Origin of the sequence: Dactylosporangium sp. CA-092794 (assembly GCF_050948465.1) — a bacterium.
Classification (GTDB): Bacteria; Actinomycetota; Actinomycetes; order Mycobacteriales; family Micromonosporaceae; genus Dactylosporangium.
In genome coordinates, this window is the sequence record NZ_CP192044.1 from 3,212,454 (window position 1) to 3,228,366 (window position 15,913).

Annotated in this window: 17 protein-coding genes and 1 pseudogene; 10 read left to right on the forward strand and 8 right to left on the reverse strand. The window is 71.9% G+C overall.

Annotated elements, in window-relative coordinates; genetic code table 11:
* The first annotated feature begins 451 nt into the window (after positions 1-451).
* Positions 452-1,072 (forward strand): STAS domain-containing protein, encoded by a 621-nt coding sequence (locus ACQPXD_RS13910; RefSeq protein ID WP_432838384.1) that lies wholly within the window; start codon positions 452-454, stop codon positions 1,070-1,072.
* Between the two features lie 369 nt (positions 1,073-1,441).
* Here ACQPXD_RS13910 and ACQPXD_RS13915 read toward each other — a convergent pair whose 3' ends face one another.
* On the reverse strand, positions 1,442-2,830 hold the full coding sequence (locus ACQPXD_RS13915) for an alpha,alpha-trehalose-phosphate synthase (UDP-forming) (protein ID WP_432838386.1): 1,389 nt from the start codon (positions 2,828-2,830) through the stop codon (positions 1,442-1,444).
* A 110-nt stretch (positions 2,831-2,940) separates the two neighbouring features.
* On the opposite strand from ACQPXD_RS13915, the gene ACQPXD_RS13920 reads away from it, so the two are divergent.
* Positions 2,941-3,147: a chloride channel protein gene (locus ACQPXD_RS13920; protein ID WP_432838388.1), complete on the forward strand. Its 207-nt coding sequence runs from the start codon at positions 2,941-2,943 to the stop codon at positions 3,145-3,147.
* A gap of 102 nt (positions 3,148-3,249) precedes the next feature.
* Here ACQPXD_RS13920 and ACQPXD_RS13925 read toward each other — a convergent pair whose 3' ends face one another.
* Genes ACQPXD_RS13925 through ACQPXD_RS13935 form a run of 3 tightly spaced genes read right to left on the reverse strand, consistent with a single transcriptional unit; the run spans position 3,250 to position 5,397 of the window.
* A complete protein-coding gene (locus ACQPXD_RS13925; RefSeq protein WP_432838390.1) occupies positions 3,250-3,774 on the reverse strand; it encodes a MarR family winged helix-turn-helix transcriptional regulator in 525 nt (174 codons plus the stop codon).
* Between the two features lie 37 nt (positions 3,775-3,811).
* Positions 3,812-4,021 (reverse strand): hypothetical protein, encoded by a 210-nt coding sequence (locus ACQPXD_RS13930; protein ID WP_432838392.1) that lies wholly within the window; start codon positions 4,019-4,021, stop codon positions 3,812-3,814.
* 8 nt (positions 4,022-4,029) lie between these two features.
* Positions 4,030-5,397 (reverse strand): serine/threonine-protein kinase, encoded by a 1,368-nt coding sequence (locus tag ACQPXD_RS13935; RefSeq protein ID WP_432838394.1) that lies wholly within the window; start codon positions 5,395-5,397, stop codon positions 4,030-4,032.
* Positions 5,398-5,644: 247 nt separating this feature from the next.
* On the opposite strand from ACQPXD_RS13935, the gene ACQPXD_RS13940 reads away from it, so the two are divergent.
* From ACQPXD_RS13940 to ACQPXD_RS13955, 4 genes are all read left to right on the forward strand, one after another.
* Positions 5,645-6,790: a protein kinase gene (locus ACQPXD_RS13940; RefSeq protein WP_432838396.1), complete on the forward strand. Its 1,146-nt coding sequence runs from the start codon at positions 5,645-5,647 to the stop codon at positions 6,788-6,790.
* A gap of 81 nt (positions 6,791-6,871) precedes the next feature.
* Positions 6,872-8,125, forward strand: a complete 1,254-nt coding sequence (locus ACQPXD_RS13945) for a cation:proton antiporter domain-containing protein (RefSeq protein WP_432838398.1) — start codon at positions 6,872-6,874, stop codon at positions 8,123-8,125.
* Position 8,126: 1 nt separating this feature from the next.
* A complete protein-coding gene (locus tag ACQPXD_RS13950) occupies positions 8,127-8,573 on the forward strand; it encodes a CBS domain-containing protein (RefSeq protein WP_432838400.1) in 447 nt (148 codons plus the stop codon).
* Positions 8,570-9,868 carry an ArsB/NhaD family transporter gene (locus ACQPXD_RS13955; RefSeq protein ID WP_432838402.1) on the forward strand — a complete coding sequence of 433 codons (1,299 nt, stop codon included), beginning with the start codon at positions 8,570-8,572 and terminating at the stop codon, positions 9,866-9,868. The genes ACQPXD_RS13950 and ACQPXD_RS13955 overlap by 4 nt, the downstream gene beginning before the upstream one ends.
* Before the next feature lie 21 nt (positions 9,869-9,889).
* On the opposite strand, the gene ACQPXD_RS13960 is transcribed toward ACQPXD_RS13955, so the two are convergent.
* From ACQPXD_RS13960 to nhaA, 3 genes and pseudogenes are all read right to left on the reverse strand, one after another.
* Complete coding sequence (locus ACQPXD_RS13960; protein WP_432838404.1) at positions 9,890-10,372, reverse strand: response regulator; 483 nt, start codon at positions 10,370-10,372, stop codon at positions 9,890-9,892.
* Positions 10,373-10,855: 483 nt separating this feature from the next.
* A complete protein-coding gene (locus ACQPXD_RS13965; RefSeq protein ID WP_432843832.1) occupies positions 10,856-11,605 on the reverse strand; it encodes an alpha/beta fold hydrolase in 750 nt (249 codons plus the stop codon).
* 84 nt (positions 11,606-11,689) lie between these two features.
* Positions 11,690-12,985, reverse strand: a pseudogene (nhaA, locus tag ACQPXD_RS13970) (Na+/H+ antiporter NhaA); the annotation flags it as partial.
* 535 nt (positions 12,986-13,520) lie between these two features.
* On the opposite strand from nhaA, the gene ACQPXD_RS13975 reads away from it, so the two are divergent.
* Together ACQPXD_RS13975 and ACQPXD_RS13980 are read left to right on the forward strand one after the other, a co-directional pair.
* Positions 13,521-13,952, forward strand: coding sequence for a sigma-70 family RNA polymerase sigma factor (locus ACQPXD_RS13975; protein ID WP_432838406.1), 432 nt, complete (start codon positions 13,521-13,523; stop codon positions 13,950-13,952).
* Between the two features lie 38 nt (positions 13,953-13,990).
* Positions 13,991-14,356 (forward strand): hypothetical protein, encoded by a 366-nt coding sequence (locus ACQPXD_RS13980; RefSeq protein ID WP_432838408.1) that lies wholly within the window; start codon positions 13,991-13,993, stop codon positions 14,354-14,356.
* On the opposite strand, the gene ACQPXD_RS13985 is transcribed toward ACQPXD_RS13980, so the two are convergent.
* Complete coding sequence (locus tag ACQPXD_RS13985) at positions 14,314-14,643, reverse strand: hypothetical protein (protein WP_432838410.1); 330 nt, start codon at positions 14,641-14,643, stop codon at positions 14,314-14,316. The two genes, ACQPXD_RS13980 and ACQPXD_RS13985, sit on opposite strands and share 43 nt — an antisense overlap.
* On the opposite strand from ACQPXD_RS13985, the gene ACQPXD_RS13990 reads away from it, so the two are divergent.
* A complete protein-coding gene (locus tag ACQPXD_RS13990; RefSeq protein ID WP_432838411.1) occupies positions 14,624-15,514 on the forward strand; it encodes a hypothetical protein in 891 nt (296 codons plus the stop codon). The genes ACQPXD_RS13985 and ACQPXD_RS13990 overlap by 20 nt on opposite strands.
* Before the next feature lie 56 nt (positions 15,515-15,570).
* Complete coding sequence (locus tag ACQPXD_RS13995; protein WP_432838413.1) at positions 15,571-15,864, forward strand: WXG100 family type VII secretion target; 294 nt, start codon at positions 15,571-15,573, stop codon at positions 15,862-15,864.
* Positions 15,865-15,913 lie beyond the last annotated feature (49 nt).

Sequence of the window (15,913 nt, forward strand, 5' to 3'; positions counted from 1 at the left end):
GCGCAACCGTCATGCGGCCGCCGGACCGCTGTCACGATGCCGGGCCAACGATGTTCATCCGGATGGGATGGCCGCAGGGTCCGGGGTCCAGGAGTCAGGGGCTTGCAGGAGGTATGGGTATGACGGTGTTGCAGGAGCCGGACGGCAACGTTTTCCGCCTCGTTTGCGACGGCTGCGGCGCGACAGTGGACCGTCTCGGTGACAACCTGCACAACTGGGACCGTGTCTGGAGCCTTATCCGGAGGCATGGCTGGATCGGCTGGATCGGTGAACGATCTCGGCAAGGTCCGCACGGCTGCCCGAAGTGCGTCTCGCGGTCCGCATACTCCGTCGACGCCTGATGGATCGGCGTACCGCAGCGGGGATCGTCACGTCACTGTCGTAAAGCCGCGACGGGATTGCCACATCCGCCGCCAAGAGTTGCATTGTGCACGCTTGATCGGGAGGTCGCATGACGGCGCTGCTGACCCGCGATGGGGCCGACTTCAGCCTGGTGTGTGACGGCTGTGGATGGGTGGCCGGCAACCTGGCCGCCTCGCTGGGTACCTGGGACGTCGCGTGGGGCCTGTTCGGCCGCGACGGCTGGCGGGGCAGCGAGCTGGCGATCGGTCCGCACGTGTGCGGCGGGTGCGAGGCGCCGGCGGCGCTGGTCGGGATGGTGGCCCGGGCGCTGGACCGGCGGTCGGTCACACCGGCTGGGCGGCCGTCGCCGCGGATGGTGGTGCAGTTGCTGTCCGACGTGCGGGCCGTCTGCCTGCGCGGTGACCTGCTGCCCGCTGACGACGCGCGCCTGTGGGACCTGCTTGGGGGTGAGCCTGGCCGGTACCGCCATCTGATGGTCGACGTGAGTGGCGTGCGGCGGCTGAGCTCGGCCACCGTCGGCGTGCTGGTCAGGGCATCGCGGCGGACGTCCGAGCGCGGCGGGCGGGCCTGCCTGGTCGGCGCTGCGGTCGGCCTGTCGAGCGCGTTGCGCATGCTCTGCTTGGATCAGGTGTTGCCTGGGCACGCCGATCAGGTCTCCGCGCTTGAGTGGCTGCGCGGTCGTCAGCCGGTGCGGAGCCTGGTTGCCTGAGTTGCTTCGTTGGACGAGTGCTGCGAGCGCGCCCGCCATTCGTCGTCGGGCAGTTCGCCGACGGCGCGAACGAGGCGTTGCAGCATGCTGAGGGCGCACGCCCGGACGCGACGAGCCCAGCCTCGTGAACGATCCTGCGCAGCTCCAGTTGGCGGGCGCGCATGACTTCGCCGACCGTTTCGCAACCCGCCGGGATGAGTCCGAGGCAGATGGTGCGGCGGTTGCCGTCGCGGTGGAACCGTAGGACGAGCCCGTTGTGACATGGCCCACCGGCGCATCCAGTGGCCGGCCGAAGCGCGCGACGGGCGCCGTCCTGGATCGACCCTTGCGCTCGACCATGCCTGAGCCGCCGGCGGCCGATGTGTTGCCTCAGCGGCTCAGCATGGCCAGTGCGGTCGCCGCCCACCAGTGTACGTCGTAGCGCAGCACCGAAGTGCGCATCTCGTGCATCGCGGGCCGGGCGTCGTGCCCGGGCTCGACCGCGGTCAGAATCGCCCGTTTGATGTCCTCGACGTCGTACGGATTCACCAGCCGGGCCTGCATGAGTTCCTCGGCGGTGCCGCTGAATTCGCTGAGCACGACCACGCCGGTGTCGTTCGAGCGGGCCGCGACGTACTCCTTCGCTACGAGGCTGGTGCCCTCGCGCAGGGGCGTGGCGAGCAGCACGTCGGCCAGGCGGAACAGCGCGACGGTGTCAACCCGGTCGAGTTGGCGGTGCACGTAGTGCACCGCGGGCCGGCCGACGGTGCTGTGCATGCCGTTGATCCGGGCGATCAGCTGTTCGACGCGACCGCGCAGCCGGTCCTGTTCGTCGGTCGGCCGCGGGCCGGGGATGACGACCTGGACCAGGGTGCAGTCGTCCGCGGGGAGCTTGCCGTCGGCCAGCAGTTCGCTATACGCACCGAGGCGTTGCTCGGTGCCGGCCATGGCGTCGAGCGCATCGACCGCGAGCAGGACGACGCGCGGTGCGCGCAATTCGCGACGCAGGGTCTCGACGCGGCGGGCGACGTTCGAGCCGGTGGCGAGCTGTGCGACGAGCCGCGCGTCGGCGCCCATCGGCAGCGTGCCGACCATCACGCGGCGATCCGCGGTCAGCACGCGGCCGTCGTCGAGCCGGTAGCCGCCGATGCCTGCCGCCAGCCGCCGGAAGTTCTCGGCGCTGCGCCGGTCGGGCAGGAGCACGGTGTCGGCGCCGAGCATGCCGTCGAGGAGCTCCGCACGCATCGGCATACGCCGGAACAACTCGGCGGGCGGTACCGGCAGCGGAAGGTAGAACGCGATCCTCAGGTCCGGTCGCTCGGCGCGCAGCAGCGCTGGGACGAGTTGCAGATCGTGGCCATGCACCCAGATGCCGGCGTTCGGGGCCGCTGCCGCCGCGGCCTCAGCAGCGAAACGCTCGTTGACGATCCGGTAGGCCCGCCGCCACCGGCGGTGGAAGGCGGCGCGTTCGGCGCCGTCGTGGTACAGCGGCGCGATCGTCGATGCGCATTGGCCCTCGAAGTGGTCGGCGATTTCGGCATCGGACAGCGGGACCGCGCGCAGTGAGACCGATTGCAGACAGGTGGGCGGCACCGGCGGACCGGCAACACCGTGCCAGCCGATCCAGGCCCCGCCGTTCATGGTCAGTCCCGGCTGCAGGGCCGCGGCCCAGGCGGCGTGCTCGCCGGTCCAGCGGGACGGTCGGCGAGCGGCGCCGGGCGGCTCGGCGGGTAGCCGGCCGGTGACGATGACCAGATCGTGGTGGCCGGCATCGGTCATGTGGGCACGCCGTGCCGCTCGGCGGCGAAGACGGACTCCCGTAGCGTATACATCAGTTGCATAGTGCTGACATTAGTCGTCCGGCACCCGCCCAGGTACCGGCGACAGTCGTGCGAATCGTCACCGCACCGGAGGTGATGTACGCCGTGTCCGCCCACGGCGGTCGGATCCGCACGCGGCTGGCCGTCGTGAAGTCCTTCGCCAGCGCGTTGTGCATCGGCGGCGGTGGTTCGGTGGGCCGCGAGGGGACGGTCGTCCAGGTCGGTTCGGCGTTCGCCTCTGCGGTCGGCCGGCTTGTCCCGAGGCGAGCCAGCTGACCGCGGGAAACCTGGCCTGCAGCGTTCCGGTTCTGCGGGCCGGCCAGTCGCTGGACGAGGCGCTCGATGCGGTGGTGCGGGCCGGCGGCGGGGTGCCGGCCCTCAGTCCAGTGGAGGCTCGGCCTCCTCGTCCATGGACGGGAATCCGAGCCACCATTCGCGTTCGGGGACCTCGCCGGCCGCGGCGGCGAAGGCGCGCAGGGCGGGTGCGACGGCCGGATGCCACACGTCGGCGGTCGCCGCGACGATGGTGGTGAGCTGCTCGAGCCGGCTGTCGGTCACCCGTTGCACGAGCCGGCGTCCGGCTGCGGTGAGGGTGAGCCGCACGACGCGGCGGTCGGACGTGGGCCGGGATCGGCGGGCCAGGCCCTTGCGCACCAGACGGTCGCACATGCGGGTGCCGGTGGACGCGGCGACCTGCAGTTCCGCGGAGATGTCGGCGACTCGCTGCGGCCCGCGAGCGGCGAGCACGACCAGCGCGCGGTACTGCGGCAGGGTGACATCCGGGTCGATGTCGGCCAGCGAGCGGGCGGCGATGCCGACCAGTGCCCGGCTGGCGGCGAGCAGCGCCTCGACCGCCTCCGGGGCGGCGATGGCGGGAGCCGGCGCGCGTGCGTCCTTGGGCATGCGATCACAGTAGCGGGGCGCCGTGCGGGACTGCGGTTCAGGCGGAACCTTGTGCGCACGGCGGGCAGCGGTGCCACCACATGCCGCCGAGCCGCTCCGTCTGCCAGCCTCGCGCTTCGGCCGCGACCCACAGTGACTGCGGGTCGGTGCGGGTGCGCCGGAAGGTGGCGCCGCAGCGGTCGCAGGAGACCGCGGCGGTGTCGGGCTGCTCGGTGACGAGCATGGTGACCACCTCCCTGGTGTTCATGCAGGTTGTCAGGCGTCGGCGGCGCTGACGGTGTGGATGGACACCCGGTGCTGGCACGGGACGCCGTCCAGTTCGAAGGCGGCCGGGAACCCGGCGTCGGCCCGGTCGATCGCGCCGGCGAGCGTGAACGACACCCGCGCGGTTAGTGGGCCGGTGCCGGTCACCGTGATCAGGGAGCCGGACTGGCTCCAGGCCGCGCCTGACGCCCGGGTGATGCGTTGCCCGGGCGGGGCCGTGAAACGCACGACCCAGGACTTCCCGACGTTGCCGTCGATCGACAGGTCGGCAGTGAACGTCGGTGGCGTGCGGTGTCCGACGTACTGCACGGTGCACATGGGCGGTGCCGGGGACGGCTCGTCGCTCGCGGTCGCGACGGGCGTCGCCCACAGTGGCCTCGCCCATCCAGCCGCGCCGATGAGCGCGACCCCGGCGGCCAGCGCGGCGCGGCGCGGCCAGCGGCGTACCGGCCGGCTCCGCCACGGCACCAGGCACGGGTGTCGTGGGCGCTCGGGGAGGTATGACGTGGCGGGCGCTGCCGGTGCGGCTTCGGTGTGCGGATGCCGGGCCAATGCCGCGCGCAGGTCGCTCGCGACGTGCTGCGCGGATGGACGAAGGTCGGGTTCGTCGGCGAGGCAGGCGTCGACCGCGGCGACGATCTCGGCCGGCACGCCCGCGGTCGGTGGCAGGCGCACCGGTCCCCACGCATGGCGTTGCCGCACCAGCACACGGCGGGCGGTGACGGTCCACGGCAGGGCGCCGGTCAGCATGTGGTACACGACCAGTCCCAGGGCATACAGGTCGGCCGCGGCCGTTACTGCCTCGTCCCGCAGCTGTTCGGGCGCCATGTACTCGGGCGTGCCGAGCAGGACCCCGGCCCGCCCAGCGTGGACCGTGCCGATGATCGAGGCGAGGCCGAAGTCCACGACCTTGACACCCGAGGCGGTGAGCATGATGTTGCCCGGCTTGATGTCGCGGTGCACGACGCCGTGCCGGTGCGCCGCCGCGAGGGCCTCGGCGACCTCGACGGCGATCCGCGCGGCGTCCGGCCAGTCCAGCGCCGAGCCGCCGACCAGGCGGCGGTCGAGGGTCTCGCCGTCGACGTATTCCATGACGAGGTACGGCACCGGCCGGCGCAGCCCGCGCAGCCGATGCCCGGCGTCGTAGAGCGCGGCCACGTTCGGATGGCTGATCCGGGCGGCCGCCCGGGCCTCCGCGACGGCCCGCTCCCTGGCCCTGGCCTCCCCGGACAGCTCGGGCAGCAGCAGCTTGACCGCCACGGTCCGGTCCAGCCGGGTGTCGACCGCGCGCCACACCTCGGCCATCCCGCCAGAGCCGGCCTGGCTTGTCAACCGGTAGCGCCGGGCAACTGTCGGCACCGCGGCACCTCCTTCGCGACGTTGGCCGTCGAGCCGCACGATAGCCACCGGGGCTCGGCGATGACCAGGCCCGGCAACGGTCCGCGGACGATTGACACGGGACCGTCACACCCGCGGACGCCGGAGAACGGAAATATTGCACTCATACAACACTTTGCGTCGCCCCATGTAATGTGCGCTGCAGCGCGGCATACTCGACCCGGGTGGATGTTCGCCCTTTCCGAGATGCAGAGGACGCGACGGCGGCATGGAGCTCGAAGGCCGGTACCGCCTGGATCGTCGCATCGGTGCCGGAGCCACCGCGGAGATCTGGCGGGGCCACGACACGCTGCTACGGCGCCCCGTGGCGGTGCGGCTGCTGCGCGCGGACCGCGCCGGCGACGCACGGCGGTTCCTCGACGGCGGGCGGATCGCCGCCCGCCTGACGCATCCCGGCGTCGTCACGGTCTACGACGTCGGCACCACCGACCTGCCCGCGCGGGGGCCGGCATCGTTCATCGTGATGGAGCTGGCTGCAGGGCCGACCCTCGCCGCGCGGCTCGACGCCGGGCCGTTGTCATGGTCCGAGACGGCGCGCATCGGGGCCGGCGTCGCCGCCGCGCTCGCCGAGGCCCACGGCCAGTGGGTGTGCCACGGCGCGCTCGTCCCCGCCAAGGTGATCCTCACCGAGGTCGGTGCGAAGGTGCTCGGTTTCGCGGGCGTGGTGTCCGACGACTTCGACGGCCCGGCCACCGACGTCCGTGCCCTCGGCGCGCTGCTGACGGCCTGCCTGGACAGTCCCGGCCCGCCGCCGCCCGCCGACCTGACGGCGTTCGTGGTCCGCTGCCTGAACGCGGAGCCGGCACTGCGGCCCGGCAGCCAGGAGGCCGCGGCCGCGCTCGCCGGGTTCGCCGACGCCACGCTCGACCTGCCGGTCGTCCGTAGCCCGAACGCGGCGACAGCGACGCGGCCGACGGGGGGCCGGCTGCGGGCCCGGTGGACTATGCGCACGGTCGCCGCCGCGTCCGGCGTAGCCGCGTTGCTGCTGGGCGCAGTGGCGGCACTTGGCCAGACTGCCCCCGGCCAGTTGCCCTGGTTCGGCCACCCGCCCCAGGTCGCGGCCGTGCCACCGGACGACGACGCATGTGCGGACGCGGCGCTCGATCACAGGGTGTGCGTGCCTGCCCCCGCGCCGACCCGCCCGTCGCCGACCAGGTCCGTGCCGCGGCCAAGCTCCTCGCCGCCGCCGACGAGCCGCCGGGCCGTCATGCCCGTCCCGCCGTCGCCGCCAGCCTCGCCGTCCCCGACGGCATCGGCCGTCCCGCCATCTGGACCGCCGCCGTCACCGTCCTCAGCGGCATCGCCCAGCGCCTCCGCCCCGGCGACGGTGTCGGGCTCGCCGAGCCTGCTCTGATCAGGTACGGTCCTACCCGGTGTGCCGGGAAGTCTGGTCGGCGAGTGGTTACGTCCTGTTGCCGATCGTCGGAGTCCCCTGGTGTCGCTGCTGCTGGTGTTCGCGGTCGTCCTGCTCGTCGCGGTGCTGCTGTCCGCGTTGGCGCACCGCACCGTGCTGTCGACGGCCGTCGTGTTCCTCGCCGCGGGTTTCCTGGCCGGCGACGGCGTGACCGGGTTGGTCCATATCGGCTCCGGCTCGCCGGAAGTGTCGTCGATGTCGGAGCTGGCGCTGTTCGCGGTGCTGTTCACCGACGGCATGCGCGTCGGCTGGAACGACCTGCGCTCGGCCTGGCGCCTGCCGGGCCGAGCCCTCGGGCTCGGGCTGCCGCTGACGCTGCTGGTTACCGCGGTGTTCGCCCGGTACGTGGTCGGCCTGGGCTGGGTGGAGTCCCTGCTCGTCGGCGCGATCCTGGCGCCGACCGACCCGGTCTTCGCCTCGGCACTGGTCGGTAACGACAAGGTTCCGGGCCGGCTGCGGCATCTGCTCAACGTCGAGTCCGGCGTCAACGACGGCCTCGCGCTGCCGTTCGTGGTGGTCCTGCTCGCCGTCGTTGCGCACGAACGGGAACTGCACGTGCTGGAGATCGGCTGGGAGCTGCTGCTGGGCGTGGCGATCGGCGTCGCCGTGCCGTGGGTCGCGATCCGCCTCGAGCGGACCCGCTGGTTCGCCGTGTCCGAGCAGTACGCCCCGCTCAACGCGGTGGCCATCGGGCTGCTCGTGCTGGCCCTGGGCAAGGCCACCCACGCCAACCTGTTCCTGGCCGCGTTCGCCGCCGGCATCACCGTCGCGACCATCGGGCACAAGGAGCGCGAGGCGTTCGAGCACTTCGGCGAGCTCGTCGCCGAGACGCTGAAGCTGGCCGCACTGCTGGTGTTCGGTGCTCTGCTGTCTCCTTCCTTCTTCGGTACGGCAGGCTGGGCGGGCTGGCTGTTCGCGGTGCTCGCGCTCGTGGTGGCGCGGCCGGTCGCGCTGTGGCTGTCGTTTCTCGGCTCCGGGCTCGCCCCGCGCGAGCAGCTGGCCGCGATGTGGTTCGGGCCGAAGGGCTTCGCCTCCGTCGTGTACGGGCTGCTCGTGCTCGCCTCCGGGGTGACCGCCGCGCACAGCATCTTCACCCTGGTGGCGCTCACCATCGTGTTGAGCATCGTGCTGCATTCCTCGACCGACATCGTGGTCGCGCGCAGCTTCGTGCCCGAGCTGATGCCCGCGTGGCAACAGCGCCTGGAGACCCGCGGCCGGCGCCTGCTGGGCCGTGGAGCCGACCGACCCGCCAGCACCGACCCAGGAGGACAGTGACGTGCGCGCCGCAGAACTCGCCGCTCCGTTTCCCACCGTGCGGTTGGACACACCGGCCATCGACGCGGCCCGGCTGCTGGCCGGCCAGGACCTGCCTGGCCTGATCGTGCTCGACGACAAGGGCTATCCGTCCACCGTGCTGGCCGGCACGCAGGTGCTACGCATGGCGGTGCCGCAGTACTGCCAGGACGACCCCGCGCTGGCCCGCGTCGTCGACGAGGAGGCCGCCGACCTCTTCCTGCGCGGCCTCGGCCAGCGCACCGTCGCCCAAACACTGCCCGCACACGGCCGGGATCTCGCCGTGGTCGGCGCGGACGCCACCGTCCTGGAGATCGCGGCGCTGATGGCGCGCACTGGCAACCCGGTCGTCGCCGTCGTCGACAAGCAACGCCGGCTGCTCGGCGCGGTCACCCTCGACGCCCTCCTCGATCGGCTGATCGGCCAGTGACCGTCACCGCCTGGATCGCCGTCGCCGTCTTCGCCGCCGCCTACATCCTCATCGCCACCGAGCTCGTCCACCGGGTCGCCGCCGCGCTCGGCGGCGCGGTCGTCATGCTGATCATCGGCGCCACCGACGGCCAGCACGCGTTCTTCGACGAACAGACCGGCATCGACTGGAATGTCCTGGTCCTGCTGCTCGGCATGATGCTCATCGTCGCCGTGCTCAAACGCACCGGCGCGTTCGAGTACCTCGCGATCTGGTCCGTCAAACGCGCCCGCGGCCGTCCCTTCCGGGTCATGACCATCCTGGTCGTGGTGACCGCGGTCGCCTCGGCGATGCTGGACAACGTCACCACGGTCCTGCTCATCGCGCCCGTCACGTTCCTGGTCTGCGAACGCCTCGCCGTGCCGGTGGCGCCGTTCCTCATCGCCGAGGCGATGGCCAGCAACATCGGCGGCACCGCCACCCTCGTCGGCGACCCGCCGAACATCATCATCGGCAGCCGCGGCGGGCTGTCGTACAACGACTTCCTGGTCCACCTCGCGCCGATCGTCACCCTGCTCGTCGTCGTCTTCGTCGGCCTGTGCCGGGTGCTGTTCCGCCGTGCGCTGCACACCGACGAGGAGCGGGTGAAGACGGTGATGGCACTGCGTGAGCGCGACGCGATCCGCGACCCGCGGCTGCTGGTGATCAGCCTGGCGGTGCTGGCCCTGGTCACCGCGGCGTTCGCGCTGCACACGCTCGTCGGCCTGGAACCGTCCGTCGTCGCCATCATCGGGGGGCTGGTCCTGCTGGCCGCCTCCCGGCTCGACGCCGGCGAGATCGTCCGCGACGTCGAGTGGCCCACCCTGACCTTCTTCGCCGGGCTCTTCGTCATGATCGGCGCGCTCGTCGGCACCGGCGTGATCGGCGAACTGTCGCAGACGCTCACCTCGGCGACGGAGGGCCGGCTACCCGTGGCCGCCATGGTGCTGCTGTGGGGCTCGGCGGTGCTGTCGGCGGTCGTGGACAACATCCCGTACGTGGCGACCATCAGCCCGATCGTCGCCGACCTCGTCCACGCCGGTGCCGACACGGGCAACTCGCACGTGCTGTGGTGGTCCCTCGCGCTCGGGGCCGACCTGGGGGGCAACGCCACCGCCGTCGGCGCGTCGGCGAACGTCGTCATCCTGGGCCTGGCCGAACGCGCCGGCAACCGCATCAGCTTCTGGCAGTTCACCCGCTACGGCCTCATCGTCGCCGGCGTCACCGTCGCCGTGTGCGTGCCCTATCTGTGGCTGCGTTACCTCGCCTTCGCCTGAGCCCGGTCCGGCGCCGTCTCGTCATCCGCGGCGCAGCTGCCGGCCGAACACCAGCGCGAACTGTTCGACGCTACGGATCAGCCCGATCAGCTGCGCGAAGTCGACCGGCTTGCGGAAGAAGTGCGTCGCGGGCACGCCGAAGTCGCGCAGCATGCGCTCCTCAACATCGGAGCCGGTGAGCACCACGACGGTCAGGCCGGCCAACCGCGGGTCGGCCGCCACACGGTCGAGCACCGTCCGCCCTTCGACCACCGGCAGGTTCATGTCCAGGAGCAGGATGTCCGGCACCGGCGCATCACGGTAGGCGCCACATTGCTGCAAGTAGTCGATGGCCTTCCGGCCGTCGTCCAGGACCGTCACGGGGTTGCGCAGCCGGTGCTCACGGAACTCGTCCAGCGTGTAGGCGACGTCCCCGGGATCGTCCTCCACCAGCAGGATCCGGGCGAGCGGCAGCGGCACCGTGGCCGCCGTCGCGTCGTCCTCGGCCGACGTGGCGTCGGTCATCGTGTCATCCTCCTGGTATGCACAGCGGATCATCACGCCGACCAGACCCCGGCATGCCGGCTGTGCCGAGGGGAGCTGCCGACAGCTGCCTAAGACACCAATTGTAGTATGCAACTAATCGGGAATGTGCCGGGGCCCGGTATCCCAGACAACGCCGGGGTGGACTCGCGCCGCGCAGGAGGGCCGGGGACGAGCGTCGCGATCGACGTCCGGGCCAGGCTGAGCGGCGACCCCGAGGTGGTCGTGCGAGGGGAACTCGACGCCACCTCGACGCCGCGGCTGGCCGCGGTGGCCGACGGGGTCCAGCGAACCAGGCCGGGACGGTTGTGCCTCGACCTCGGGCTGGTGACGTTCGCCGACTCCAGCGGCGGGTCGTCCGTGCCCGCCGCCATTGGCCCGCTCGTCGGCACCGCGACAGCGGCCACCGCTGCGGCCCTGCTCGCAGGCATCGCCACTGACCGGCCGTACGAGACCGGGCTTGTGTTAGGCCGGTGCGCGAATGAACGCGATGATGCGCTCGGCGATCGAGGGCCAGTCCGGTGAGCACCACACGAAGTGTCCGGCCGCGCGGCTCTCCACGAGTCCCGCACGTGGCAGCGCGGCGGCGAGCGCCTCGGCGTGCGCGAACGGCACGCCACCGTCTGCCCGGGAGGCGACCACCAGCGCCGGCTGGCGCACCGACCCGCACACGTCGGGCACCGGCCGCAGGTCGTGGATGAAGCCGCCGCCCGACCGCATTGCGCCGAACAGTGTCCGCAGCATGTCCCGGTCGATGTCACTGAGCCCGGCCAGCGCCGCAGGCCCCTTGGCGATCGACACGCCGCCCATCAACGGCCCGAGCGCCCGCCGCCCGGCGGCCCGGATGAACAGCCGAACCCCGGCCCAGGTAACGGACTCGATGCCGGGAGCGAACACCAGATACGCGCCCAGCCTCGTACGCCGGTCCGGCCAGGGCAGCGGGCCGACGGCGCTGAGCAGCACCAGCCGCGCGACCAGATCGGAGTGCCGGGCCGCCATCGTGACCGCGGTCGGGCCGCCGCCGGAGATCCCGACCACCGCCGCGATCCGGGTGATGCCGAGCTCGCCGCAGAGCGCTCGGATTGTGTCGGTGAAGTCGGCCACGGTGCGGCCGCTGCGCACCGGCGTGCGGCCGTAGCCGGGCCTCGACGGGACCAGGACGGTGTATCCAGCCGCCGCGAACGCATCCTCGCCCAGCGCCAGCCCGGCCCGCATGTGTCCGCCGTGCAGCACCAGTAGCACGTCGTCGCCGCGACGCTCGAGCCGGTACTCGACCGGCCCGCACGGCAAGTGCCGGACCTTGACGGGCCGCCGTACGTCCAGGGTGACCGTCGCGGGCGGCGTCGGACGTGCTCGCATGTCAGACGACGCCGACGATTGCGTGCCGGGCCGGCGTCGCGGTGCACGCTTCGCCCGGCGATGTGTGCGCAGCAGCAGCGTGGCCGCGGCCGCCGAGATGCAGGAGGCGAGCAGGATCGCCAGCCGGGCATGCTCGTCGGCGATGCTGCCGGCGCCGAAGGCGAGCTCGGCGACCAGCAGCGACACGGTGAACCCGATCCCTGACAGCAGCCCCGCCGCCACCAGGCCCCGCCGGGTCAGGCCACCGGGCAGCGTGGCCCCGGTCAGGCGACGCGTCAGCCAGGTCGCGGCGAGCACCCCGACCGGCTTGCCAAGTGTCAGCCCGGCCAGAACCCCAACGGCGACCGGATCGCGCAGGGCGGCACCGAGTGAAGTGGCGCCGGCGAGCGGTACACCGGCGGCGAAAAAGGCGAAGACCGGCACCCCGAATCCGGCCGACACCGGCCGCCATCGATGCTCCAGCCTCGCCGCGGTTTCGTCTCCGTCCCTGCGGCGAACCGGCACCGTGAATGCCAGCAGGACTCCCGCCACCGTGGCGTGGACGCCGGACGCGTGTACCAGCAGCCACACGGCCAGCGCCAGCGGCACGACCAGGTATCCGGCTAGCCGGCCGCCGTGGCGGACCAGCCAGGCGAACGCTGCCAGCGGTATGGCCGCGCCCAGCAGCGGCAGCACCGCCAGCGCGGCCGTATAGGCCACGGCGATGATGAGGATCGCCAGCAGGTCATCGACCACCGCTAGAGTCAGCAAGAACGTCCGCAGTGACGCCGGCACGCGGGAGCCCGCGACGGCGAGGACGGCAAGCGCGAAGGCAATGTCGGTCGCCGTGGGCACCGCCCAGCCGCGCAGATCGCCGCCTGTCGACGCGTTGACCGCTATATAGATCATCGCCGGTACGGCCATGCCGCCGACCGCTGCGGCCACCGGCAGTACCGCTTTCCGCGGATCGCGCAGCTCGCCCGTCAGGAACTCGCGTTTGAGCTCCAGTCCGGCGACGAAGAAAAACACCGCCAGTAGCCCGTCCGCGGCCCACGCGGTCAGTGTCAGGTCCAGGTGCCACGTGGCCGGTCCGGCCCGCAGATCGCCCAGGCGGGCATACTCGGCCTCCAATGGCGAGTTGGCCCAGGCGAACCCGACCATCGCGGCGGCGAGCAGCAACACCCCGCCGGCGGTCTCGGTGCGCAGGATCGTTGTAATGCGGCGGGACTGAGCCCATCGCGTGGTCGTGCCAGTCATGAACTCCTCCGGTGTCAGGCGGGCCCCAAACGCCGACCAGACTTCCCGGCACACCGGTGTCAAGGTTACGTGATCACCGCGCCCGACGGAAACGCTCGCGACACGCCCTCGCTCGGCAACGGCACATGCCGCACGGACGCTGTGTGGGCGAGACCCGCACGCGACTGTCGCCCCGTTGGCGGACAGGGGAGCTGAGGGAGCCTGTCAAGAATGCCCTCAGAGTTCCCCTTGTTCTTCCCCAAGTCTGAACGGCGCACTTTCCTGACGATGTTTCCGGGCCCCGGACTCGTGGGCTCGCTCATCGAGGGAGAGGTCGCCGCGCGTGAGAACGGGCCATGGCGCCACCGTCGAGGTCGCCAGAACGGCGGGCGGCACGCGGCGGACGCAGTCGCACAATACCGGAAGCACCTGCATCCGGCGAACGGCCGTCGCCGGCCGGGACAGGACGTCGTATCCCGAGGGGAACGCACCGGCCAACACCGAGCGCGGATACGCGGAGCTCGTCGCCCGGCACCGGGAGCCGGTCCGGGTCTATGTGACCCAGCTGACCGGCAACCGCGGCGCGGCCGAGGACATCGCCCAGGAGACGCTGCTGCGAGCCTGGCGTAACCGGGACTCGCTGGCTGGCCGGGAGGGGTCCGTCCGGGCGTGGCTGTTCACGGTCGCCCACAATCTCGCCGTCGACCTGATGCGCGGCCGGCGGGCGCATCCCGTCGGTGACGAAGGCTGGGACGGCGTGCTGCTCCCGGCGCGAGACCACGCCGACGCGGTGGTCGCGGGCGCTGTGCTGCTTCCCGCGCTCCGGCGTCTTTCTCTCGAGCATCGGACGGTGCTGTACGAGTTGTTCTACCGGCGCAGCAGTGTCGCCGAGGCCGCAGTCAGCATCGGTGTCCCGCCGGGCACCGTGAAGTCGCGGGCTCATTACGCGATGCGGGCGCTGCGCGCCGAACTGGTGCCATCGGCCTGAGCCCTTCGCCCATTCCCATCTCGTTCGGAAGGACCGTTGTGAGCAGGCGGCACAGCTCCGGGTTCGACATTCTCGGCCTGGCTCAGGATCCGACGCCGGGGGACCCGGATCGGATCGACGAACTGGCCCGGGACTACGAAGACATCCGCGACGACGCGCAGACCGCGCTGCGGGTCCTGGGCCGGGGCGGTTCGTTGTCCGCGGCTCGCGGTGAGTCCATGGACAAGCTGCGCGACATGCTCGACAGCCTGCCCGGCAAGCTGCAGCGGACGGTCGACTCCTTCGACGTGGCGGCGCAGGCGTATCGCCTGTATGCGCGCGCCCTGCGCGAGCAGCAGACCCGTATCGACACGGCGATGGATCAGGCCGGCCAGGTCGCGACCGTCTCCCGGCGCCGGCCGTAGGAGCCGGCGGCCGACGCGACCGATGCTGAACGTGAGACCGCCCGGCAGGCGAACGACGAGATCGCCGACGCGCAGGCGCAGCTGTCGGCCGCCCAGCGGCTCGCCCAGGACGCCCGTCGGCTGCGTGAGGCCGCCTCGTCGCGTTGCAACGACGCGCTCGACGACGCTGCGGCCAAGGCGATCAAGCCGCCGCCCAAGCGCAACTTCTTCCAGCGCATCGCCGACTTCTTCCGCAACAACCCGCTGGTGCAGCTGATCATCGACCTGGTGATCGCGGTCGTGTCCATCGTGCTGCCCGTGGTCGGCCTCGTGCTCGCCGCGGTGTCGCTGGTCATCACGGTGGTCGCCGAGGCGTCCGCCGGGAACTTCGAACTGGGCACGTTGCTGGTCGGGCTCTTCTCGCTCATTCCTGGCGGCAAGCTGCTGGGCCTGGCCGCGCGGGGCGCGGAACGGCTGGCACCCCGGCTGGTGGGGCTGGCCCGGGCCGGCGCCAAGAGCTTCGGCGAGCTGGGCAGCAACAACACCGTGATCAAAGGGATTCTCCGGGCCGGAGACCTGGGCGGTGGATTCGGCAAGCGGACCGCGACCGAGTTTGGGAAGGGGGTCACCGAGGAGGTCGCCACCAGCGGTCTGAACAACCTCACCGGCGCGAATCCGCAGCCGCTCAACGCGGCCCAGATCTTCACCGGCGCGGCGGCGGGTGCCGTCGTCGGCAGTGGCTTCGACAGTTTCGGCAAGGGGCGGGTCGATTTCGACGCGGGAACTGGCGGGCCGACCGGCTCCAGCGGAATCCTCTTCGAGGGCCGCCCGCCCGGTGACGCTCCTGCGGGTCTCGCCGGCGACGGCGGGCCGCCCCTGCCGCCGCGGCCTACGGCTCCGGACGGTGGTCCGCCGCTCCCGCCCAGGCCGGCCTCGGACGGCACGGACGGGTCGACGTTCGCTGAAAGGGTCAGGCAGCGCGCCGAAGCACAGGCCGAGGAGACCGCCAAGAAACTGACCGAGGCAGCGGTGAACATCGGCATCGCCGAAGCTGGGAGTCGTGGCGACGTCTCCGACGACGACATCGTCGACGAGGTGACCGATGCGGCGCCGGGCGCGCAGCCGGACGCCGCCGGAGACGAACTGGCCCGTCTCATCGGCAAGCGGTCCCGCAGATAGCACGCCTGCCGGCGCCCGCCGGCGGAATCACACCATGGATGCAAAGGAGTACCACCGTGCCCGACTTCGCCGTCAACAGTGACGAGACCGCACAGACCTCGGCCGCCCTGCTCAACGACTTCTCCCAGCTGCAGGACAAGCTCACCGAGGTCCGGGGCAAGGTGCAGAGCCTGCTGGCCCAGGGCTACCGCACGCCCGCCGCGCAGCAGAAGTTCCAGCCCTTCTTCGACGAGTTCGCCAAGGGCTTCGACCAGGTCAACCAGGGCCTGCAGGGGATCGGCAACTACGTACGATCCGTCGGTGAGGCGTTCGCCTCCGCCGACCAGGACCTCGGCTCCCGCCTCGGCTGAGCGGCCACGACGCCGCAAGGACCGAACACGCTCGGCGCGCGCACGCGCC